The sequence below is a fragment of the Candidatus Methylobacter oryzae genome, assembly GCF_003994235.2.
Lineage (GTDB): Bacteria > Pseudomonadota > Gammaproteobacteria > Methylococcales > Methylomonadaceae > Methylobacter_A > Methylobacter_A oryzae.
Genome location: NZ_RYFG02000107.1, coordinates 1 through 23828, shown reverse-complemented (window position 1 = coordinate 23828; position 23828 = coordinate 1). Strand labels below are relative to the sequence as shown.

Here is a 23828-nt window from a genome sequence, read left to right as displayed (position 1 = left end):
CTCACTGTAATCAGCCGGAAACGCCACCTCGCGCTACGCTTGGGCAGCCTTAGGCCTACGCCTCTACCTACATCCATGTAGGCATCCCTCCGGACGACTGCAAGGATGCAGGAGGTAGTGCAATGCAGGAGCAATTGCCGAGAGGGCTTTATACGGCTTAAGCCAAGTTAGGGGCGACTTCCACCTTTCGCCTTTTACCTTGCCCCTTACTAATCCCTCTGCTTGCTCTTCACCCGCTTCATCAAGCGTTCTTTCTTTTTCACTTGCCATTCAGTCAGCTTATTCTTTTGTCCATGAAACGGATTAACCGGCGACTTGAACACTAAGCGTATCGGCGTTCCGACCAGCCCCATTTTATCCCGGTAATAGTTCATCAAGTAGCGTTTATACGACTCGGGCAATGCGTCGGTTTGTACGCCGTGGACCACCACGATCGGCGGGTTCCGGCCGCCCTGATGCGCATATTTCAGCTTGATGCGGCGGCTGTTCACGATCGGCGGTTGATGCGCGGTGATGGCTTCTTTCAAGATTCGGGTCAACACCGGCGTGGACATGTCGAGCATCGCCGATTGATACAATTGCTGTACGACATCGAACATTTTGCCGACGCCGCTGCCGTGCAGTGCGGAAATCGGGTGTTTTTCGGCAAACTCAAGAAAAGACAATTTGACGTCGAGTTGCCGATGAATGGTGTTCTTTTGGTCGGGCGTGATGCCGTCCCATTTGTTCAGGCCGATAATCAACGCTCTTCCGGCTTCCAATACCAAGCCTAATAAATGCGCATCCTGATCGGTGACGCCTTCCCGCGCATCGATCAAATAAATAACGACATTGGCTTTCTCAATGGCTTGCAGCGATTTAATAACGCTGAATTTTTCGATGGTTTCGGCAATTCTGGAGCGTCTGCGCATGCCGGCTGTATCGATCAGCGTAAACTTTTTGCCATTGCGTTCAAATGGGATATAGATACTGTCGCGCGTGGTGCCCGGCTCGTCGAACACGATAACCCGCTCTTCGCCCAACAAACGGTTTACCAAGGTCGATTTGCCTACGTTGGGCCGTCCGACCACGGCGATTCCGATTCCGCCCGGTGCTTCTTCAACTTCGCCTTTATCCGGCGGCAATAGTTCATTCACTTTTTCCAGTAGCTCAGGAATTCCTCTGCCATGGGAGGCGGATATCCGCATCGGTTCTCCCAACGCCAGCGAATAGAAATCCGCTGTCGCCACAGTGGCGTCAATGCCGTCCGTCTTATTGGTGACCAATATGACAGGCTTGTTTAGTTTTCTCAGGATATCGGCAATAACCTTGTCGGAAGCGCTCAATCCTTCCCGCGCGTCAACCATGAAGAAAACGACATCCGCCTCTTCCAACGCGACCTGCACCTGTTTTCTGGCGAAAGTCTCAATACCTTCGGCATCATCGGCTATACCGCCGGTATCGACGACCAGGCAGGGGCGCTCACCCAACCTCACCCGGCCATATTGCCGGTCGCGCGTTAGGCCGGAAAAATCCGCAACCAAAGCATCGCGGCTGCGCGTTAAATAATTGAATAATGTGGACTTGCCCACATTGGGCCGCCCGACTAGGGCTATTACAGGTAACATATTGACTCGGAATTAGAGATATAGAACACGGATGACACGGACCGAACAGATTTACACGAATATAGTAAAGAAATTAGACACAAGGAGAAAGGCAAAGAACGAAAGATGTTTGTTTCGCATTTCGCCCTTCGTCTCTGTTATCCGTTTAACCTCGTCAAATCCGTGTTCTATTATAAGGTCAGTATTACTGACAGTTAATTTTATTGGACTTTTATCGCGGCGAGAGTACCGTCTTTTGCATAAACATAAACGGTGTTATCCGCCACGATAGGCTTGGCGTCGATTGCAGCATCGGTAATTTGCACTCGCCCCATTTGTCTGCCGTCGGTGTTGGATAACCAATGCACATAACCTTCAAGATCGCCGACCACGGCATAATTTTCATAAACGGCAGGAGCGGTTAATCTTCTTTGATGTAAATCTTTTTGCCTCCATAGGCCCGCGCCGCTACGCTGATCTAACTGCATGACATGACTTTCGGAGTTTGTCAGGTATAAATACCGATAGTCGTTACTTAAACCGGAATGCGACGAAATGTTTTCATTGCGCCACAATATATCGCCGTCCGATTCGGAAATCGCGGCAACGCCTCCCTGATAACTGGCAATATAAATCACCCCGTTAATAACGATAGGATCGACATCCAAATCAACCAAGCGTTCAATTTCAGAGCGCCCTTTTGGAATCGCAATACTAGTTTCCCATACATATTTGCCGTCATTCAAGCGCAAAGCCATTAATTTGCCGTTATCGTAACCGCCAATCACCTTACCCTCGTCGATCAATGGCGACCCGGTTCCGCGTAAACTTAAGGCCGGAACCGTACGCTCATAATTCCAACGCTTGCCGCCGGTTTTTTCGTCAAGCGCGACGACGGCACCATCGGTAGTACGAACGATAACAATGCCATTGGCAATAACCGGCACGGAAAGCACTTCACTGGAGACCGCAGTTTTCCACAATACCGCACCGGTTTCAATATCCAACGCAAGCACGTCGGCATTGCTGGAGCCCAAAATCACGGTTCCTGAACCTAGCCCCGGCCCACCGGAAAAATGCACGTCGGTTTCTGTTTCCCAGACTAAGTTGCCGGTCGTCGGGCTTCTGGCCTGGACCAACCCTTCCCTGTCCGCAGCTATGATTTTGCCGCTGCCGATGACTGGAACCAGTCTTAAGGATTGCTGATCGGCACCGACACCGACCGATTCTTTCCAGACGACTTCCAGCTTGACTTCAGGCGCATACTCGACCAACAAACTGGGCGGATCGGCATTGTCTTCGCCGCCGAGAAAGTAATCCTTAATTCCGGAAATAGATTCGCCGACGGTATCGACGGCCGCGCACCCCGTTAACAAGGTGACGGCAAAAAAAGCGCAAGGCAAAAGGCTTAAGACTAGAGATCTTTTCGCCTTTCGCCTTTCATCTTTCGCCTGAGAGATATAGCTTGAATAGTTAGTCATTATTTTTGGGGTTCTAACTTTTCTTGAGCGGTTAAATCATCGATTTTGAACTGCAATAACGGCGACGGCTGCCCATTTCTTAGAGCGTTTTGATACGATGTCCGCGCTTCGTCCAAACGATCCAGCGCTACGTATAAATCGCCGACTAATTCATCATAGCTGGCTGAGTAGCCCGACGCTTCTTTTGCATCGACGTCGTTAATGACCTGCAAACCTTGCTCATATTCACCGGTAGCCAGCATTAAGCGCACCAATCTTATCTTGGCGATATTGCTCAACGCTTTATCCGGCGTTGCCGCAATAGTTTTCAGAATCTGCTTTGCCGCCGCCAGATCGCCTTGCTGAGATTTTATCTTGGCCTCGAATAAACCGCTGAATGCCGCGTACTCACTGCCTTTAAACTGCTCCTGCAAGCGTCCGGCCAATTTATCTACGGATTCTTTTTTATCTTCGTCCAATGCTTTCAATAATTGATCGTAGGTTGCAGAAGCTTGCGCCGCTTGTGTTTTTTTATGTTCCTGCCAGTAATTCCAGCCCAGAATGATGACGATACCCATAACCAACCCGACGATGGTCGAGGTTGAGTTTTCTTTCCACCATCTTTTTAAGGCTTCAACCTGTTCTTCTTCTGTTTGGTAAATTTCCACTTGTTTTTCTCTTGTCTAATAATTTAAAAATCGGTAACTAATCAACAGTCATCCGTGTCCCATTAAAATATTAAGTAGCACCTGTTGCCTAGTTATTAAACGCTACAGTTGCGTCTGTAAAAACTTAATCACCTGCTGCTGTGACATATTCTGCTGCTGTTGCTCATTATCGCGTAGCGGTTTGACGCTGACCTCGCCGCGGCTGACTTCGTCGTCGCCCAGAATAATTGCAAACTCGGCACCGCTTTTATCGGCTTTTTTGAACTGGCTTTTAAAACTGCCGCCGCCGCAATTCACCTGCAATTTCAGGCCGGGAATTTCGTTCCTGATCGTTTCGGCAAAGCGCATGCCTTCTTGCTCCGCTGTTTCGCCGACCCTGATCATGTAGACGTCAACGGGTCTTGCAACGTCTACATTCTCCAACGTTTCCATCAACGCCAACAAGCGTTCCATGCCCATCGCAAAACCGACGGCATGATTGGCTTTGCCGCCTAACTGTTCTATCAAGCCGTCATAACGTCCGCCTGCGCAGACCGTACCTTGCGACCCCAGTTCGTCGGTGACCCATTCAAATACAGTCTTGCTGTAATAATCCAGGCCGCGCACCAACCGCGAATTGAGTTCGTAACCAATGCCCAAGTCATCCAGTATCTTGGTGATCGCATTAAAATGTTCACGACTTTCATCGTTCAGGTAATCGGACAATTCCGGTGCATTGGCAACAACTTCCCGCATTGCCGGATTTTTGGTATCCAATATCCGCAGCGGATTAGTCTTTAGCCGGCGCAGACTGTCTTCATCCAATTGATCCAGATGACCTTCAAAATAGCGGACCAGGCTTTCCCGGTAAACAATACGTTCGGCAATTGTACCTAAGGAATTAAGCTGTAAACGAACCTTGTCGCGAATACCCAGCTTTTTCCATAAACGATCCATAATCAGGATCAATTCCGCATCAATGTCGGGCCCGGCCATGCCGTAAGTTTCAACTCCCAGTTGAATAAACTGGCGATAACGGCCCTTTTGCGGACGCTCGTGCCTGTACATCGGTCCGTAGTACCATAAGCGGTGCACTTGATTATGCAGTAACCCGTGCTCCAAACAAGCTCTAAGACAACCCGCGGTACCTTCGGGACGTAGCGTTAGCGAATCGCCGTTCCTATCCTCGAACGTATACATTTCTTTTTCGACAATATCCGTCACCTCGCCGATCGAGCGTTTGAAAAGCTCGGTTTTTTCGACGACCGGTAAGCGAATCTCACTGTAGCCGTAGGCGCCGAGTACGTCTCGAATGCTCTGTTCCGCAGCTTGCCAAAGCGGCGTCTGCTCGGGAAGAACATCGTGCATCCCGCGAATTGCTTGAATATTATTTGCCATATTTAAAAGGGATTCTATCGAGGGTTAAAAATTACTAACCGCTGAGATTTTTTTTGCTTCGTTTGAAAGCGGAAATTTTTCTAACAATAAATTTTTATATTCTGTAGCGAGCTCGCGATTGCCTAACGCCCGCTCGGTTAGCATAGCAAACCATAAGGTTTCAGGCGTATGCGCCGCAGCGCCCAGATAGCGTTGCAAGAAACCTTTTGCCGCCCAAAAATCGCCTTTTTCATAAGCGATTTTTTGCATTTCCGCCAATGCCGGCACGTAGGTGCCGTTAAGCTGCAGCGCTTGCCTGAAATAGGTCTCGGCTTGCTGTTTCTGGCCCATGCCCAACTTGCATCGTCCGGCGTTCGTTAAGGCCAGCCATTGTCTATCGTTTAGCGGGTTTGAACTTGATTCAGTCAATAAATCGAGGCCTTCTTCAAATTCTTTGTGCTCACAAAGAAAACGGCCGAAATTATTTTTTACGCCCAAATCATCGGGGGCTAAATCCAGCGCTGTCTCGTAATGATCTTTAGCATTGTCCGGCTGATTTAATTTTTCATACAAAAAAGCCAACGCGTTATGCGCCTGTGCATTATCCGAATTCTTTTTTATTGCTTCCAGCAGGTTCTCACGGGCCAACTCCAGCTTATTCATATTTAAATAGCGCACGCCCAGCTGCAAATGCACATCTTCCGGGTTATCGCTTTTAATGTTACTCGTTGAACCGCAAGCAGCCAAAACCGCAACCAGCAGGACTGGTGCAAAGCGCTTGATCTTGTTTGCGCTTTTAAGCGGCACGTTCGGAACCCGCCGGATGGATTTTCAAATGCCTACGGCTTTTATCCTTAACTTGACCGACTAACTGACCGCAAGCGGCATCAATATCTTCGCCGCGTGTTTTTCGGACCGTAGTCACAATGCCTGCATCGTTTAACAGCGTTTTAAAACGATTAATCGCTTCTTTACTGGAACAGCGATAGGGCGAATTAGGGAACGGGTTAAACGGTATTAAATTGATTTTCGACGGCACCGTTTTTAACAGCTTAATCAACGCCCTTGCATCCTGTAACGAATCGTTAACGCCGTCGAGCATCACATATTCAAAAGTAACCGTGCGCCGCGGCGCTATCTTTGCGTTATCCCGGCAGGCTTCCATTAATTCCTTCAATGGATATTTTTTATTGATCGGGACCAATTCATCCCTTAACTCGTCGGTTACCGCATGTAACGACACCGCAAGACTGACGTCGCAAACCTCGGTTAAGCGGTACATGGCCGGCACTACGCCCGAAGTGCTGACGGTCACGCGGCGTTTGGACAACCCGAAAGTGAAATCGTCCATCATCAGGTTCATCGCCGCGACGGCATTATCGAAATTAAGCAGCGGCTCGCCCATGCCCATCATGACAACGTTGGTGATTTTGTTGTCCGGACCCAAGCGCTTTTGCGCAACAAATAACTGGCCGATAATCTCGGACGTACTTAAGTTACGGTTAAAGCCTTGTTGGGCCGTAGAACAAAACGAACACGCCAATGCACAGCCGATTTGCGATGAAACGCATAACGTCCCCCTTCCCTCTTCGGGAATAAAGACCGTTTCTATCCGGTTGCCGCAATGGGTTTGCATGACCCATTTACAGGTACCGTCGCTTGCAACTTTTTCAAGCACAATTTCCGGCGTTGCTATATAGCAGTGTTCAGATAAATAAGCGCGCAGTGACTTGCTGAAATTGGTCATCAGGTCGAAGTCTTCGACGCCTTCCTGATAGATCCATTTGAGCAGTTGTGTCGCCCGAAAAGGCTTTTCGCCTAACTCGACAAAAAAGGCCGCGAGGCCTTTCCTGTCGAAATCGAGCAAATTGATAGTTTTGGTATTAACGGGTTCTTGCACAGATTTCATTGTCTGAGAAAAAGTAAGCAATTTCCCTTTTAGCAGTTTCGATTGCATCCGAACCGTGTACGGCATTTTCATCGATGCTGTTAGCAAAGTCGGCGCGGATAGTGCCGGCAGCCGCTTCTTTCGGGTTGGTAGCGCCCATGATTTCGCGATGTTTCAGAACCGCGTTTTCGCCTTCCAGCACTTGCATGATCACAGGACCTGAAATCATAAACGCGACTAAGTCGTTGAAGAAACCGCGCTCTTTATGCTCAGCGTAAAAACCTTCGGCTTGCTCTTTGGTCAAATGCAGCATTTTTGCCGCAACGATTTTTAAATCGTTTTTTTCAAAACGGCTGTAAATTTCGCCGATGACATTTTTTGCTACAGCGTCGGGTTTGATGATTGAAAAAGTGCGTTCGATTGCCATTGTTTAGGAAACTCCAGATTGAAAAATTTAAAGATTGCAGATTATAGCCGATTGGCGGCCGTTCTTGTATCCGCTTAGCCGTAAAACGCTAAGGCAAATTGTCGATTTCGGCATTTTCTTTTCTTACCGACATCAAGTCTTCCCTCGATACACCCAGCCACAGCACGATAGGACTTGCGACCAGCACCGACGAGTAAATGCCGAAAATGATGCCGATCGTCAACGCCAGCGCGAAATTATGCAGCGCTTCGCCGCCGAAGAAGAACATCGCCAACACCATCATTTGCGTCATAAAGTGGGTGATAACGGTACGGGACATCGTCGTCGTGATCGCGTTATCGATCATGTCCGGAACGCTGACATTGCGCATCTTGTGGAAATTCTCCCGCACCCGGTCGAATACCACGACCGATTCGTTGACCGAATAGCCTAATATCGCCAGTACGCCGGCCAGCACCGACAGCGTGAACTCCCACTGGAAAAACGCGAACATGCCGAGAATAATCACGATGTCGTGCATATTGGCGATAATCGCCGCCAACGCGAAACGCCACTCGAAGCGGGCCGCCAAATAAGCCATGATTCCCGCTACAACCAGCAGCATCGCCAAACCGCCGCTTTCGAACAATTCCTTGCCGACTTGCGGCCCGACAAACTCAACGCTACGCAGTACGACACTGGGATCTTGTTCTCTGAGCTTTGCCAATATCACTTCGCTCAACTTGACATCGTTGGTTTCAGCCTTCATCGGTACGCGGATTAATACTTCCTTGACGCTGCCGAAATTCTGCACCGAAAAATCGGGAATTTTTTGCTCTTCCAAAACTTTTCGAACCGCTTCGACGTTAGCCGGCTGGTTATAGCCGACTTCGACTTGCAGACCGCCGGTAAAGTCCAAGCCAAAATTAAGCCCTTTGAAAGATAAGGCCAGTATCGCCAAAATAAAAGTCACCAACGAAATGGTCGTGGTAACCCGACCATAGCGCATAAACGGAATATCGTGTTTAATTTTAAAAAGTTCCATTGAATCCTCGAATGCTATCTTCAGATAGCCAATTTATCCAACTGACGCTGTCCGCCATAGGCGAGATTGACCAACGCTCTCGATACAACAACCGCACTGAACATCGAAGTTAAAATCCCGATACACAGCACCAGCGCAAAACCGCGGATAGGTCCGGAACCCAGTGTGAATAACGCGATGCCGGCAATCAAGGTGGTGATATTGGAATCCAGAATAGTCGCGAAAGCCCGCTCATAACCGGCATAAATGGCGGCGCCGGGAGACATGCCGATCCTGAGCTCCTCGCGTATCCGCTCGTTGATCAACACGTTGGCGTCGATGGCCATACCCACGGTCAGCGCGATACCGGCCATGCCCGGCAATGTTAACGTGGCTTGCAGCAGCGACAGCACCGCAACCAACATCAACACGTTCATGCTCAACGCGACGATAGAAAAAAGACCGAACAGGCGGTAGTAGGCGATCATGAAAAACGCGACCGCTATGAAGCCATAGACGTTGGAATTAACGCCTTTGCCGATATTTTCTTGTCCCAAGCTTGGACCGACCGTGCGTTCTTCGACAATGTCGATCGGCGCCACCAACGCCCCTGCTCTCAATAATAACGACAAATTACGCGCTTCCTGCGGACTGTCTAAACCGGTAGTCTGGAATCGATGGCTGAAAACACCCTGAATAGTCGCTACATTAATGACTTTTTCAACTTTCTCTTTATGACGGACTTTTTGGCCGTTCACAGTTTTAGTTTCAACTTTATATTCGATGAACACCACCGCCATCGGCTTGCCGATATTAGCCTGGGTCAATTTACCCATTTTGGCCGCACCGACGCCGTTTAGGGAAATATTAACCGAAGGCCTGCCGTCCTGATCAACACCGGAAGAAGAATCAACGATTTGATCTCCGGTGACGATAACCCGGCGATCCAATAGAATCGGATTGCCGTTGCGCTCGTAATACAAGCGGCTGCCGACCGGCACGTGACCTTCAACGGCTTGCTGTACGTCATGTTCGACGTCAACCAACCGGTATTCCAATGTCGCCGTTGTTCCCAAAATTTCCTTGGCGCGGGTTGTATCTTGCACGCCCGGCAATTGCACGACGATATGTTTTTCACCTTGCTGTTGAATCACCGGCTCGGCAACGCCCAGCTCGTTAACTCGGTTACGCAACGTGGTCATGTTTTGCGCAACGGCGAATTTTTTCGTTTCGCGCACGTCTTTTTCGGAAAGTTTCAACCAGACTTGATCCTGCTCACTCGGCTCGGTGACTTCCAAGGCCCGGAAATCCTTACCCAGCAGCTTTAGCAACGCCGGCTTGTCATCGGCCGAGCTCAGTTTGACTTTAATAAAACCGCTGTCTTTAGCGACCGACTGGTAACGGATTTTTTCGTTTCTTAATGCCAGACGCACGTCGTCGGTATAGCGGTCTTCAGCCTGTTTAACGGCGGCATCCATGTCCACTTCCATCAGGAAATGCACCCCGCCGCGCAAGTCAAGCCCCAAATACATCGCTTTGGCTCCCAAAGCTCTCAGCCATGGGGGGGTTGTGGGCGCCAGGTTTAGCGCGACGTTATACTCGTCGGACAATTGATCCCTGAGCAAGTCGGCTGCTTTGAGTTGATCGTCGGTGCTGTTAAACCGGGCTAAAACTTGACCGTTATTAAATTCAAACTGTTTGATATTAAGTCCGGAAGCTTTAAGGTCGGATTCGATTTTATTGGCTTGCTCTTGTGCCAATTTGGTGGAGCGTGTCGATGCCACCTGAACGGAAGGATCGTCGCCGTATAAATTCGGCAACGCGTAAATAGTCGAGACTGCAAAAACAATCAGGACCAATAGATTTTTCCAAAGCGGATAATGGTTTTGCATGTGTTATTCCAACAATTCAACTATGTCCTAGAGACATTGCGGACGCAAGTAACTGTGCGCCCACAACCATAGCATTAAACTTTAGCGACTTTTTTAGTAATCGCTTTGTAAGTTCCTTTCGGCATCATGCTTTCGATACTATGACGCTGTACTTGAATGAAAGTGTTGTCGCAGATTTCAAGCTTGACGAAGTTTTCATCCAAATCAACAACTTTACCCAAGATTCCGCCTGAAGTGACCACCTCGGAACCTTTAGTCATTGCGGCAATCATTTCTTTTTTCTCTTTGGCGCGCTTGGATTGCGGACGCAGGAATAAAAAGTAAAAAAACACCAAGATGCCCAGTGGGAATATCATGCCTTCAATGCCGGGTTGTTGGGCGGCTGGGGCTGCTGCGGCCATAGCGTCAGAAATTAAAAAACTCATAGTTATCCTCAGTTCGGTTCTTATTGTAATTTAAAAAAAGTTCGCCATTATGCCACAGTCGGCACGGCTTTTCCTCGTTGTTGATAAAATTGCTTGACAAAAATGTCCAGCTCTTGCTTTTCAATCGCATCGCGCAAGCCCTGCATCAGGCTTAAGTAATAATAGAGATTGTGGATAGTGTTGAGCCTTGAACCCAGCATTTCCTTGCATTTATCCAAGTGCCGCAAGTAAGCTCTCGAATAATTCCGGCAGGTATAACAGCCGCAGGATTCATCCAACGGGCCGGTATCGAACTCATATTGGCTGTTCCTGATCTTCACGACGCCAAACGTAGTAAAAAGATGTCCGTTACGAGCGTTGCGGGTCGGCATCACGCAGTCGAACATATCGATACCGCGCCTGACCGCCTCGACCAAATCTTCCGGCGTACCAACGCCCATTAAATAGCGCGGCTTATCGATAGGCATCTTGCTATGCACGACATCCAGCGTTGCCATCATTTCTTCTTTTGGTTCGCCGACCGACAAGCCGCCGATTGCGTAGCCGTCAAAACCAATATCGACCAATCCGGCTATCGACTCCTGGCGCAGATGCTCATACATGCCGCCCTGCACAATGCCGAACAAAGCCGATTCATTACCCTCGTGAGCCGCTTTACTGCGCGCCGCCCAGCGCAACGACAGGCGCATTGACTCGGCGGCCTCATGAACTGTGGCCGGGTATGGCGTGCATTCATCGAAAATCATCACGATATCCGAACCCAAGTCACGCTGGACCTGCATTGATTCTTCCGGTCCCATAAAAATAGCGCTGCCGTTGATAGGCGACTTGAACGTCACGCCTTTTTCGGTGATTTTTCGTAACGCGCCCAGGCTGAACACCTGAAAACCGCCGGAATCGGTCAAGATGGGTTTATCCCATTGCATAAAACCATGCAAATCGCCGTGCGACTTGACTACGCCCATACCGGGACGCAGCATTAAATGAAAAGTGTTGCCCAGGATAATCTGTGCACCGATACCGGTCAGTTCGTCAGGCGTTAGCGACTTAACTGTTCCATAAGTGCCTACCGGCATAAAAATAGGCGTTTCCACCACGCCACGAGCAAACTTGAGCCGGCCGCGCCGCGCATGGCCGTCGGTATTGATTAATTTGAAGTCCATAGAAATTTATGAGTACATTGAAGGCTGGGAATTATCCAGACTTTTTAAATTAATGTACATGTGAACCGTAAAAACTTTTAATGTCGTTAAAGACAAAAAATTCAGTCTTGATCATGTAGCGCCCTGCCAAAAATAACAATTACTTAATACCGAGTCTAAAATGCTAATCGTCATATTTTATAAAGACTTAAGTAGGCGAAGAAGCCATGCCTAACACTCAGGACAGACAATCAATCTATACAGAGAGCGTTTCAGGAATTAGAATCATGACAAGACCTTCACAACCCAAGACCGGCAAATAATAATAATTTCATTCAAAATCAACCGTGTATAATAATAAACAGTTCGGCTTAATTACACTTCAGTTAAATTTTAGTGCAGTCCGGCTCTACTGATAATCACGTCTTCACCGATGAAAATACGTCCGTTTTCAGTGCTTACAGCACTCTTATATATGCAATCCCACCTGCCAGCGGCCCATGCGGAAGAATCGCTGTCTTTGTCATCCTTGAAAGAGATGTCGCTGGAAGACGTACTGCAAGTAGAAATCGTCTCTAAAAAAGCCGAGAATAAAAATTCCGCCGCCGGCATTGTCAGCGTGGTTACCCATGACGACATTAAACGTTATGGAGCGAACACTTTGGCTGATGTGTTAAACCGCGTCACCAGTATTTATATGTTAAGCACCTATATCTGGTCTGACAGCACCGCTGCGATGCGCGGGGATGCGTTAACGCACGTTAACAACCATACCTTGGTGCTTATCAACGGCAGGCCGTTTCGTGACAGTGCTTACGGCGGTTTGAACGAAACCATGTTTCGGGATTTTCCGATCCATCATATCGAACAAATCGAAGTTATACGCGGCTCGGGTTCAGTGTTATACGGCAGCAATGCCTTTACCGGCGTCATTAATGTTGTTACTAAAAAACACCAGGATAATGCACTGACTTTACGCGGACGTTATGGCAGCTTTAATACAGGACAAGTGGAAAGTGAATTTGCCTGGAAAAATGACGAAGCCGCGATTACCGGCGCAGTGCGGCACCGCGCCAGCGACGGTTGGTTATTTTCAGCCATCGATGAAAGAAAACAACCGGCCAATTTTCGCAACAACGATGACGACACCAGCGCCAGTTTGTGGGGAGAATGGAAGGATTTCAATTTCAACCTGTTTGTAGTGAATAACCAACGCAACCATTGGGGGTCGGTACCCATCGGCTCGGGCCAGCCCATTGAGAATGACCGGTTATTTTTTGATGTCGGTTACAAGCACCAAATTAATCAGCATTGGTCATCGACCTGGAATATAACCTTTAACAAATTTTCCCAAAACTATAATTTGCCCGTTCAAGGCACTCTTTATCTAACCGATCTATACGAAAACAATGTCCTGTTTGAACAAACTCATTTTTTAAATTTCTTTGAAGACAAACTAAACTTCGTTGCCGGCGGTCTGGTCGAATGGCGCGAAGGTGGCGTGACGCAAGTATCGCAACCGAATACCCTAAATCCCTATACAAGTTTAAAATCCAGTATTTACGGCGAAGCCAGTTATAGCTTACTCGATAATTTAAAGGTTAGTGTCGGCGGCCAATGGCATCGTTTCGATAATTTAAAAGCTGCGCCGCAAGGCGTAATCGACAATGGCGAAGCGACTGAAGGCCTGGTCGGACGCACCGGATTAGTATACGAACTGACCTCCAGCCTGGGCGCGAAATTACTCTACAACCAGGCGTACCGTTCTCCGAGCGCGGGTGAATTAGGTGCCAACTCCTCACTGGTTCAGGGCAACAGGAATATTCAACCCGAATTGATTGAAAGCAGCGATGCGCAAATTTTTTACCATGCCCAAGATTACCAAATCTCTCTGACGGCTTTTAGAAGCCGGGTTTCCAACCTGATTGTCCGAGTGCCGGTTGCCGATACCAATCCTGTCCGTTTGCAGTATAGCAATGCCGGCAATGCGGAATTTGAAGGGCTTGAACTGGAATCCGAAGCGAAACTATTTGAAGGCTTATCATGGAAAGGCGCTTATACTTTTCAGACCAATCGCGATGAACACAATCAAAACAATAAAACCCAGATGCCCAACCACATGGCCAAAATAGGCTTAAGCTACGATGCCACAACGGATTTACAAATTAGCGCTTTCGATACCTATTTCAGCGCAGCGAAAATCGTTCCAACCTCGCTCGAGGTTAACCCGGCCGCAAACAGCTATCATAGCTTGAGCGTCAATACCAATTACCGCCTGGATAACTTGCTAGGCTTTGCTCATACCAAACACATTACCTTTTCATTTTATTTGGACAATTTACTCGACGAAAAATTTTATTATCCGGAGTTCAACCGCAAAATCATAAATACCATTCCCGCCTCACCGGGAAGATCGCTATTTGGAGAAATAGCCATTGAGTTTTAAAAGCATTTTTATACCCAAAGGGCATAAGTTTCGTTTGAGCGGACAAGCTGCTCAACTCAGCTTTATACCCAAAGGGCATAAGTTTCGTTTGAGCAGGCAAGCTGCTCAACTCAGCTTTAAACTTAGCGTATTAACCTCTATTGTGATTATGCGTGCATCCATTAAATCTACGCTAGCAGCGGCCATAATCTGCTTTACCGCTAATAATGCCGAAGCGCTCGAAAACAGCGAGCTTATTCGTGCGTCTATCATCGAAAAGGTTTCCCGTTTTATCGAATGGCCGACCTGGACGAATGAGCGCTTTACTATCTGCGTTACCGACAAATCCCCATTACTCCCGGCCTTGCAAACTTATTACGCCAATATGTCTCTTGCGGACAAGCCGGTCAGCTTGTTGATTTTTCATGAATTGAAAGATATTAAAGTGTGCCAAGTGATCTATTTAAATGACGACGACCGGAGCGATGATCTAGTCCCTGTTCTGCAACTGGCCGGCAGCCAACCTATCCTGATCGTTACCGGAAAACAAAATGACGTTAGCCAAGGCGCCCATGTGGATTTTTTCGTTAAAGACACCCGGCTGCATTTGGAAGTTAATAGAACAGCACTGATGAATAGCGGTTTAAAAGCCAGCTACCATTTACTAAAGGTGGCTCGCATTGTTGAATAAACTTAAACAATGGGTAGTTTGCCAGCCTTTCAAACGGAAGTTGCAATGGGTCATCATGACGGTTGTATTGACAACGGTGGCTAGCACCTTAGGTTTTTTATACTGGCAAAAAAACGATCAACAGCGCAACGATTTCGTCCGTACCAATTTGGCGCTCGCGAAACTGGTAGCCGAATTCACCGTTCTGCCGGTAGTATTTGACGATAGTAAAGGCGCTGAAGACCAGTTAAGCAAGCTGTGGAAAACCCCGAACGTCGCCTACGTGCTGCTGGAAAAAACCGGCGGGCAAATATTGACGAACCATGATCCATCGAATATTGCAGCGGCCGCGCCCACACTAGCGGACAACCAGGAATGGCTTTGGCAGGATCATTATCTGTATTTTGCAGTGCCGATTAGTCATGAACATGAAAAATTAGGGATATTAAAAGGCGCTTACCGTATTGATGAATTAAAACAGGCGCAATACCGGGAACTGCATTTTATGTTGCTGGTTATGTTAATTGCGGCGCTATGCAGTTATGGTCTGGCGTTCCTATTACGAAGCTTTGCGATGGCTCCGATTACGCAGCTTGATCGACATGCCCGACGCATCGCGGAACAACCCGACATGAGCGAACCGATCATATATTCAGCGCATCGAGCCGATGAAATCAGTCATTTATATGATGCTTTCAATCTACTGATGTCACGTATCCAACAGCGCGAAACGGAAATTCTCCAGCTTAATCGCGATCTTGAAATTAAGATCAGGCAACGCACCCAGGATTTGGAAGAATCGCGGCATATTTTGGCGTTGAGTCTGCAAGCGTCAAACCAGTGGTTGTGGGACTGGAATATAGCCGACAATATTCTAAAACTCGATGCCGAATTAGTGAGCCTCTGCACGACACTGCCGCCTGCAACAATCACCATCGACTGGTTTAACGAGCAAATCCATCCCGACGATCAATTACGCATTAGACAGGCGCAAGCGAATTTGCTTTGTGACCGGCAACCTAATTGTAGCTCGGAGTTTCGCTTGCGCACCGTTAATGGCGATTACCGCTGGATACATTCTCAGGGCCAAATTATCGAACGCAGCCCACAAGGCAACCCGGTACGCATGATTGGCACCCAAACCGATATCACTGACCGCAAACAAGCGGAAATCGAACTCCGAATTGCTGCCGTCGCGTTTGAATCGCAAGAAGGCATCATGGTCACCGATGCCAACAATGACATTCTCCGGGTTAACCAAGCCTTCACCAAAATTACCGGTTACACAACGGAGGAAGCCGTCAACCAAAACCCCAGACTACTTAAATCCGGTCTGCAAGATCAGAGTTTTTATGAGGAGATGTGGCGTAGCATTGAACTCACCGGAAATTGGGAAGGCCAAATCTGGAACCGGCGGAAGAACAGCGATATTTATCCGGAACTTATCACCATTACCGCTGTGAAAGGTCCGGACAACGTCGTCACCAACTATGTTGCCGTATTCAATGATATTACCTTAACTCAAGCAGCTACTGCCGAAATCGAACGCCTGGCTTTCTATGATCCGCTTACCGCCCTGCCTAACCGCCGTTTGTTGATGGACCGCCTGCAACACAGCATTAACATGGATAGGCGCGACGGCAAACAGCTTGCATTATTGATGCTGGACCTGGACCGTTTCAAAGCCGTCAACGACAGTTTAGGGCACCTGGCAGGAGACGACTTGTTGCAGCAAGTCGCTGCGCGCATCAGCTCAAGATTGCGTGACGTTGATATGGTGGCGCGCTTAGGCGGCGATGAATTTGTGATCTTACTGGAAGATATTACACTGCCCGAAGATGCCGCGCAGGTGGCGGAAGAAATCATCGCCGAGTTAAGCAAGCAATTCTGCCTGTCCCAACATGACAATGTGCTGATTGGCGCCAGCATCGGCATAAGCCTGTATCCGCAACACGGCGACAGTCCGGAGATACTGATGGATCACGCCGATGCGGCGCTGTACCAGGCTAAAGACGCCGGCCGCGGCTGCTTTGCCTATTTTTCCGAAGAGCTGACGCTGGCAGCCCGAGAGCGGATAGCGCTGGAAGCGCGGCTTCGTCATGCCATTGAACAGCAGGAATTACGCGTTTTTTACCAAGCGCAAGTGGATATTGCCACCGGCCTCATCATTGGGGCAGAGGCGCTGGTACGTTGGCAAGATCCGGCCGAGGGATTGATTCCTCCGCAACGTTTCATCCCTATTGCCGAAGAGTCCGGCCTGATTGTAGACATTGGCAGCTGGGTGCTGCATGAAACCTGCCGGCAAGGCCGGCAATGGCTGGATACGGGCTTGCCGGCTGTCACGTTAGCAGTCAACGTCTCCGCCCACCAGTTCCAGCGTAGCGATATTTGTGCGTTAGTTGCCCAAGTGCTAAGCGACACCGGTTTTCCGCCCGAACACCTGGAATTGGAAATCACCGAAAGCGGCTTGATGGGCAACCAGAGTAACGCGACAACTATTCTTAACAATCTTCGCGCCCAAGGCGTGCATCTGGCCATTGACGATTTCGGCACCGGCTATTCATCCTTGGCTTATCTAAAACACTTTCCGTTGGATGTATTAAAAATCGACAAAAGTTTTATCGACGAAATTCCTTTTCAACAAGACGACATGGAAATCACTGCCACCATTGTTGCAATGGCGCATACTTTAGGTTTTAAAGTACTGGCCGAGGGCGTTGAAACACCGGAGCAACATGACTTCTTACGCAAAAAAGGCTGCGATATGTATCAGGGCTATATCAAAAGCCCGCCTATACCTGCCGAAGAGTTTGCCAAATTATTGCGGAGCCAGAACCGGACAATGAGTGTCGTTTAAAATGTTCGAGTCAATCCGCATGCATAATTACCGTTCATTGGCTGGCTGAAACTGAAACCGTCGACAATTCAACTTTCGAAATTTTAGCGAAAGGCTTTATCCACTAGACACAAACAGCAATAGATACGAGAATGTCGAACAACTCCAAACAATAATAATCCTTCAGATAGCGGACAAAACCGTTCGGTTAACAAAGCACCGGTCGGCTTTGCCAAGCGGGAGTAAGCTAATGGGCATGCCAATTGAGACACTTTTCGCCAATACCTCGAAACCGGTTTTGTCGTTCCTCCGCGGATCGCGGCTGACTAAGCGTGTAAGGCCGAAACACACTTCAATCCGGATCTTTTCAATCCCGCATTTCGATGCCGATAGTGAACGCCTTTTCCGACAGGAACGTCAAAGCGAAACATTGAAAGCCTTGAAAATAGTGCTGCTACTGAGCTCAATCTGTCTGTTGGCATTCATTGCTTTAAATATATTTAATGAAAAGTTATCCAACAGCGAAATCACCAGCAGCTTACTGACAGGTCTAACGCTAGCAGCCTTGTTTGCAAACCTGCATCAACCGCCTCGGAGTAAAATTAACTCAATCGCCAAACTCAGCGCCGTACTGGCCGTTATCGATCTATGCTGCATTTTACTGATAGAGGGCAACCCTGCTTTCTATACAGACATTTGGGTCGGGTTGTTGCCGATTTATTTCTTCGCTTACGGGCAAACATTCATGACAATTACCGAAACCTTGAAATTCGGCCTGCTGGCAATGACGGCCCTGCCGCTCTGCGGTCATTTGATCGGCATTGAAACCGTGGCGCTGATACCGTCGATTATCATATTGCTGATCGTCAACGCCTGCGGTTTCTGTAGCCGTTATCAACAGGAAATCCATGCGCGCAACCTGTTCCGGGAACGCCGCAAAGCCGAATGCAAATCGGAAGACAAAACCCGGTTTTTAATGCAACTCAGCCACAACCTATGTCAGCCGCTCCAGGCTTTGAGCTGTTATTCTTCCGCGCTGGATAGCGCTATCGTAGACAAACCCGACGACTCGTTACAACAAATGGTCGGCAAGCTGGGCTTAGCTATCGACGAACTCAACAATACTTTCAAACACATGCTCGACATCGCCAACCTGGAAACCGGCAAGCAAAGCCTGCGGCTGGCGGCAGTCGATATAAACATCCTGCTGGCATCCTTGGAAAACCAATTTGCTCCGCAGGCCGCCAAGCGAGGCCTGAAACTAATCGTCCGCCTGCGCTCAAGCCCCCCGTACACCGTGCATAGCGATGCCTGCATTTTAAGCCAGATCATAAGCAACCTGATCGATAACGCGATCAAATACACCGCCAGCGGTTGGATTCTAATCACAGCGGTTAAAGTCGACAGCAAACGGCTCAAACTGCACGTGCGCGACAGCGGCATCGGTATCGCCGATGAATTGCGCGGCGAGATATTCAAAGAATTTTTCCGCGGTCACAGGCGACAGGCCGATTTGCAAACTCACGGTCTGGGTATCGGCCTGGCTTACGTATTAAAAGCCACGGAACGCTTGCCGGATCACAACATGCAAGTCTATTCGCGGCAACATCAAGGCAGCGACTTCCAACTCAGTATGCCGGCGATCGCCGTACCGAATCCCATCAACACACCGGCACGACAAGCCAATCTCGCCGGTAGCTTCATATTCATTGTCGATACCGACCGTGAGATCCTGCATGCCATGAACGAGCAACTATCCGCTTGGGGCTGTCTCGTGCAAACAGCCTCCTCCAAAGCCGAAACTCATGCAGCTCTTGCTGAAAACCTTAGAGCGCCGGACCTACTGATCACCGATTTCTACCTGGACGGCAACGAAACCGCTCACGACATCATCGCCGCTATCCAAGCCGACTGCGGCGCGGTACCGACACTCATTCTTTCCTCCCATGCTATCTCAGCCGAAGACCAGGCCAAATGGCCGCAGAACACACTGCTTCTACGTAAACCGGCCAGCGGGACGGTTTTGATGGAAATGATGGCAAAGGCTATCGGCAACGGCTGAATTGCCGCTTTCTGTTCAATCTAAAAGATTGTATGGAAGCCGTTCGTGCTGAGCTCGTCGAAGCATAAACAGCTTCCACACAATCTGGGCGGACGGATTTTGAAATGCTCAATAAGTGATTTCCCAAAGTCAATTCCCCACCTCCGGCCGCCCGAATACAATCCCCATCTCGAACACTTTCACCAGTAATTCCGTCCGCCTCACCACGGCAAATTTCTGGAAAATCGGCCGCAGATGATTCTTAACCGTTTGCTCTTCTATGCCCAGTTTGCGGGCAATTTCCTTATTGCATAGGCCCTGCACCAGCCATCCCAACACCTCAAACTCGCGCGGCGTCAACCCCAAACTGGCCGGATCGGTTACCGGCTTAATTCCGGCAGTTGTTGGAGTCGCTTCCAGCACCGGCTGCGGCCCGACCACCGAGGCTGGCAAATACACCCGTCCTGACAACACATCCCGCAACGCCTCAACAAACGCCTGCCGCGACACCGACTTGGCAATAAAACCCATCGCGCCCAAACGCAATGACTCAAACATCAGTTCCCTGTCGTCCAAGCCGGAAAACATTGCCACGCATAAATTCGGGAACTCTTGGCGTAGCTCAACCAATCCCACCAATCCGTCCTTGCCGGGCAATTGAATGTCCAGCAATATCAGATTCAACTGCGTTGTGCGGGCAATCGCTAAGCCTTCATCGAAGTTTTCCGCTTCGAAGACTTGTAAACCGGGGAATATCTGTTTCAGCAAACAAGCGACGCTTTCGCGGGCGCAGAAGTGGTCGTCAATTAGGAGGATTTTCATGGGGGTTAAAAACTCAGAATTACTGCTAGATGGATATTGTACTGGAGATTGCAGAACCCCGGTACTTTAGTACTGATACGAAAGGTGCGTAGAAACTTAAAGCAAATCCAGAAACAATAAATTCAAGATTACAAAAATACCTCATATATCAAGAACCGAGTGTTTGATGCTATGAAATTAGAAAAAGATGAACAAATAGAAGTCGTTGTTAATCCTGCCGAACGTTACCAGGTTACCAATTTAGAAGTATGTGTTGGCGAACAATATCATTTTGAAGCCCATGGTAAGTGGAAAGATGCCTCCCATATTTGCGGACCGGAAGGATGGCAAAATTGGTGGTCATCCAATTTTCTACGGTTTAGCCGGTTACCCAATAACGATCTGTTCTTCCTAGGCGGAAATATTGGCCGCGATGAAAAAACAAATTTTCCTATTGGCTCATCCGGCACAAGAAATATAGAGGCAACCGGATGCTTATATTTGTTTGCGAATGACCTTTGGTATTTCTATTTCAATAACTATAACTTGCCGCCGGATCAAGGCGGCCCTATGACTGTGGCAATTCGTAGAGTTGTATAAAAATTTCGATTAACTCGGAACGATGTTCAGCGCGTCATACCAGATTATCCTCACAGCTAATTTACGATTTCCAATCAGATAGGAGAAAGCCATGTCAGACATATCAAAACAGAATCTAACAAAGATCACACGCTTACTTCACCCAATTATCTATGTTCGCGGATATGCCATGACTGAAAATGAGAGGGATGAAACCACGGCCGATCCCTTTAACGGCTTTAATTTGGGATCGACAGTCTATCGCGCTTCGTATGATAAAAAGGAAAAAGCAAACAAATTTATATTTGAATCGCCATTAGTGCGGTTGATGTCGGATTTTGGATATTCTGATGTTTATGAAGATGGGCTCGATATTATGGATAAAGGCTGGAGGGGAAAAATTCCCTATCGCTCAGTTATAGTGTACCGCTACTATGATGAAGGCTCGACTTTTTTTGGCGATGGCAGCTCTTCTTCAATCGAGCATTATGCGAAAGGATTAAGTGAGTTAATATCCAAAGTTCGTGATCTTGCTGTCGATGAAGCAGGCCACGGCATTGCTGATTTCAAATGTTACCTCGTCGCCCATTCGATGGGAGGATTGATCTGTCGCGCTTTTCTCCAGAATCCTAATCTCGGCGACGCCACAGTTCGAAACTGGGTAGATAAGGTTTACACCTATGCTACACCGCACAATGGAATAGAAATGGGGGGCATCAACATCCCTTCTTGGTTTAGTAAGAATGACATGAATAACTTCAACCGCGATCGGATGGCTAATTATTTGGCGTTAGAGAATGATCCAGAATATATTGGACAGAAAGACACAGAAGGCCGAGTTGATTTCCTGCGTCATTTCGATCCTAACCGCTTCTTCTGTATGATCGGGACCAACCGAGACGACTACAATGTTGCAGCTGGGCTTTCGCGCACTTTTGCTGGCCATGGAAGTGATGGCTTAGTAAAAATCGAAAACGCCGCCTTATGTGGGAAAGATGCAAATAACATAACCATCCTTTGCCCTCGAGCCTATACATACCGCTCACATTCCGGTTTTTTTGGCATAGTCAATTCCGAGGAGGCTTTTCAAAACCTTACTCGCTTCTTTTTCGGAGACTTGCGCGTGGACGTTTGGTTTGACGTCGATGCCGTTATTTTGCCAAGCAGCCTTCAAGATAAGTCAGATGTACAAGCCGCTTACCATTTTGAAATCCTCGCGGCTCCGAGAGGAAAGCGCTGGCAACTAACGCGCAGAATAGCCGTTGAGGATTCTGTCGCGGTACGCACGCATGACGATATCATTCATTCCAAAAACAAAAATATTTATCTTTCCACAGCTTTCCTATCACGCTGGGCGAAAGTCGACGAGACAGACGATAAGCTCTCGTATTCGGTGACATTAAATATAGGGGTTCAAGAATATCTGGTGAAAGGAGTTCTGTTCGACTCTCATTACGAAGGAGTCAAGCTATTTAGTGACACGCTAATTGTTTCCATAACTCCAGGTTTACAGATGGATTGGCATTGGGGGCAAGACTCTGCGACAGGAACATACTCTTTTTCTGTTAAAGAGCAGAAAGATCTACAAGCCGAAAAATCTATTTCGCGATCTATTACAATTCCAGTAGTAGCAGGAAAATCACCCAGCATTACAGGAAGTTTACGGTTCGTGGCTACTCATTGGAATATATAGAACTGCAAAATAAATTTAGTCGGCCTTAACTTTAAGAACTCATAGATCAATAGGTCGAGCAGCAGCTTTTCGTTGCTCAACGCTTTTGCATTAAACGATGAAATGGATGATTAAACCTCGAAATCCATCATAACCATATCAAATTATGGAGATATTTTATGCTTAACTATAAAGAATTTAGTCTAGTAATTACCGGAGGAGCTATTGGAGGTCTTGTTTCTGTCTCTGAAGCATGGACAGAGCCATCAGTTTTTCCTATTTCTTTGGCTAAAATTTTTACTCTTATTGTAATTCCTTCTATCAAAGGAGGTCTAGCCGCCGGAATTGGTGTTTATGTCTTAACAAGTTTAGACCAAAATAATTTAGCTAAAGCTTTCTTTTTTTCCGTAACTTGCGGGCTTACTTTCCCTAGCGTACTATCCAATGGTCAGACCATAGCCCAAAACGTAACATCAAAAGCTGCGCAGCTAACTATTGCAGAAAAGGCTTCCGCAATTAATGAGTCAGCCTCAAATACTTCGGATTCCAATAAATTGGATGTTTCTCAATTAAAGGCAGCTTCAATTGATATTCTTACAGCAGCAAATAAAGCCCCAGAAGATGAAAAAGGAAACGTTAACTCTGCTTTACAGCAAGCAATAACAGAACTAAGCAAAAAAGCAAAAGCAGGAGATGAAAGCGCTATTCATGCCATAACTGATATAGGCTCCTTATCAGCCTCTAAAAACATTCCAGGCCCTACGGAAACAGCAATAAGAGAGTTTAAAGAACTGCAATCGACACCCTCTCTCTCAAACGAACTTCGCACAAAAGTTGACTCAGCAGCTAGTAGCCTTTCAATGCAGATAGAAGTTACGCATTGACCGCTGGTTAATATTGTGGATTGAGCTGGTCTTTGCCCGGCATAAAGCCGGTGATGAACGTGGCGATAACCTC

Annotated in this window: 19 protein-coding genes; 7 read left to right on the top strand and 12 right to left on the bottom strand. The window is 47.9% G+C overall.

Annotation, left to right across the window (positions count from 1 at the left end):
• Positions 1-209 precede the first annotated feature (209 nt).
• From der to tgt, 11 genes are all read right to left on the bottom strand, one after another.
• Positions 210-1607: a ribosome biogenesis GTPase Der gene (gene der, locus EKO24_RS14740; protein WP_127028474.1), complete on the bottom strand. Its 1398-nt coding sequence runs from the start codon at positions 1605-1607 to the stop codon at positions 210-212.
• 200 nt (positions 1608-1807) lie between these two features.
• Positions 1808-3067, bottom strand: a complete 1260-nt coding sequence (gene bamB / locus EKO24_RS14735; RefSeq protein WP_127028473.1) for an outer membrane protein assembly factor BamB — start codon at positions 3065-3067, stop codon at positions 1808-1810.
• Positions 3067-3714, bottom strand: a complete 648-nt coding sequence (locus EKO24_RS14730; RefSeq protein ID WP_162853362.1) for a YfgM family protein — start codon at positions 3712-3714, stop codon at positions 3067-3069. The genes bamB and EKO24_RS14730 overlap by 1 nt, the downstream gene beginning before the upstream one ends.
• Positions 3715-3816: 102 nt before the next feature.
• Complete coding sequence (gene hisS, locus EKO24_RS14725) at positions 3817-5091, bottom strand: histidine--tRNA ligase (RefSeq protein WP_127028472.1); 1275 nt, start codon at positions 5089-5091, stop codon at positions 3817-3819.
• Between the two features lie 24 nt (positions 5092-5115).
• Positions 5116-5877, bottom strand: a complete 762-nt coding sequence (gene pilW, locus EKO24_RS14720; protein ID WP_127028471.1) for a type IV pilus biogenesis/stability protein PilW — start codon at positions 5875-5877, stop codon at positions 5116-5118.
• On the bottom strand, positions 5867-6979 hold the full coding sequence (gene rlmN, locus EKO24_RS14715; protein ID WP_127028470.1) for a dual-specificity RNA methyltransferase RlmN: 1113 nt from the start codon (positions 6977-6979) through the stop codon (positions 5867-5869). Before rlmN ends, pilW begins: the two co-directional genes overlap by 11 nt.
• Entirely contained in the window at positions 6954-7385 is a 432-nt protein-coding gene (ndk, locus tag EKO24_RS14710) for a nucleoside-diphosphate kinase (RefSeq protein WP_127028469.1), read from the bottom strand. The genes rlmN and ndk overlap by 26 nt, the downstream gene beginning before the upstream one ends.
• Positions 7386-7473: 88 nt before the next feature.
• Positions 7474-8409: a protein translocase subunit SecF gene (gene secF, locus EKO24_RS14705; RefSeq protein WP_127028468.1), complete on the bottom strand. Its 936-nt coding sequence runs from the start codon at positions 8407-8409 to the stop codon at positions 7474-7476.
• A 20-nt stretch (positions 8410-8429) separates the two neighbouring features.
• On the bottom strand, positions 8430-10280 hold the full coding sequence (secD, locus tag EKO24_RS14700; RefSeq protein WP_127028467.1) for a protein translocase subunit SecD: 1851 nt from the start codon (positions 10278-10280) through the stop codon (positions 8430-8432).
• A gap of 74 nt (positions 10281-10354) precedes the next feature.
• Complete coding sequence (gene yajC, locus EKO24_RS14695) at positions 10355-10705, bottom strand: preprotein translocase subunit YajC (protein WP_127028466.1); 351 nt, start codon at positions 10703-10705, stop codon at positions 10355-10357.
• A 47-nt stretch (positions 10706-10752) separates the two neighbouring features.
• A complete protein-coding gene (tgt, locus tag EKO24_RS14690; protein WP_127028465.1) occupies positions 10753-11868 on the bottom strand; it encodes a tRNA guanosine(34) transglycosylase Tgt in 1116 nt (371 codons plus the stop codon).
• Between the two features lie 454 nt (positions 11869-12322).
• On the opposite strand from tgt, the gene EKO24_RS14685 reads away from it, so the two are divergent.
• The 4 genes from EKO24_RS14685 to EKO24_RS14670 all read left to right on the top strand — a co-directional run bounded on the left by EKO24_RS14685 (position 12323) and on the right by EKO24_RS14670 (position 19840).
• Entirely contained in the window at positions 12323-14293 is a 1971-nt protein-coding gene (locus EKO24_RS14685; RefSeq protein WP_161990607.1) for a TonB-dependent receptor plug domain-containing protein, read from the top strand.
• Complete coding sequence (locus EKO24_RS14680) at positions 14283-14963, top strand: YfiR family protein (protein WP_127028463.1); 681 nt, start codon at positions 14283-14285, stop codon at positions 14961-14963. The genes EKO24_RS14685 and EKO24_RS14680 overlap by 11 nt, the downstream gene beginning before the upstream one ends.
• Positions 14956-17799 carry a bifunctional diguanylate cyclase/phosphodiesterase gene (locus EKO24_RS14675; RefSeq protein ID WP_136949094.1) on the top strand — a complete coding sequence of 948 codons (2844 nt, stop codon included), beginning with the start codon at positions 14956-14958 and terminating at the stop codon, positions 17797-17799. Before EKO24_RS14680 ends, EKO24_RS14675 begins: the two co-directional genes overlap by 8 nt.
• A gap of 229 nt (positions 17800-18028) precedes the next feature.
• The gene (locus EKO24_RS14670; protein WP_127028461.1) at positions 18029-19840 is read left to right on the top strand and encodes a hybrid sensor histidine kinase/response regulator; all 1812 of its coding nucleotides are present in this window, start codon (positions 18029-18031) and stop codon (positions 19838-19840) included.
• Positions 19841-19969: 129 nt separating this feature from the next.
• Here EKO24_RS14670 and EKO24_RS14665 read toward each other — a convergent pair whose 3' ends face one another.
• Positions 19970-20641, bottom strand: a complete 672-nt coding sequence (locus EKO24_RS14665) for a response regulator (protein WP_127028460.1) — start codon at positions 20639-20641, stop codon at positions 19970-19972.
• Positions 20642-20812: 171 nt separating this feature from the next.
• On the opposite strand from EKO24_RS14665, the gene EKO24_RS14660 reads away from it, so the two are divergent.
• The 3 genes from EKO24_RS14660 (at position 20813) to EKO24_RS14650 (ending at position 23755) form a co-directional block, all read left to right on the top strand.
• A complete protein-coding gene (locus tag EKO24_RS14660) occupies positions 20813-21220 on the top strand; it encodes a hypothetical protein (protein ID WP_127028459.1) in 408 nt (135 codons plus the stop codon).
• Between the two features lie 91 nt (positions 21221-21311).
• The gene (locus tag EKO24_RS14655) at positions 21312-22892 is read left to right on the top strand and encodes an esterase/lipase family protein (protein WP_127028458.1); all 1581 of its coding nucleotides are present in this window, start codon (positions 21312-21314) and stop codon (positions 22890-22892) included.
• A gap of 158 nt (positions 22893-23050) precedes the next feature.
• Positions 23051-23755, top strand: a complete 705-nt coding sequence (locus tag EKO24_RS14650; protein WP_127028457.1) for a hypothetical protein — start codon at positions 23051-23053, stop codon at positions 23753-23755.
• Positions 23756-23828: the final 73 nt, after the last annotated feature.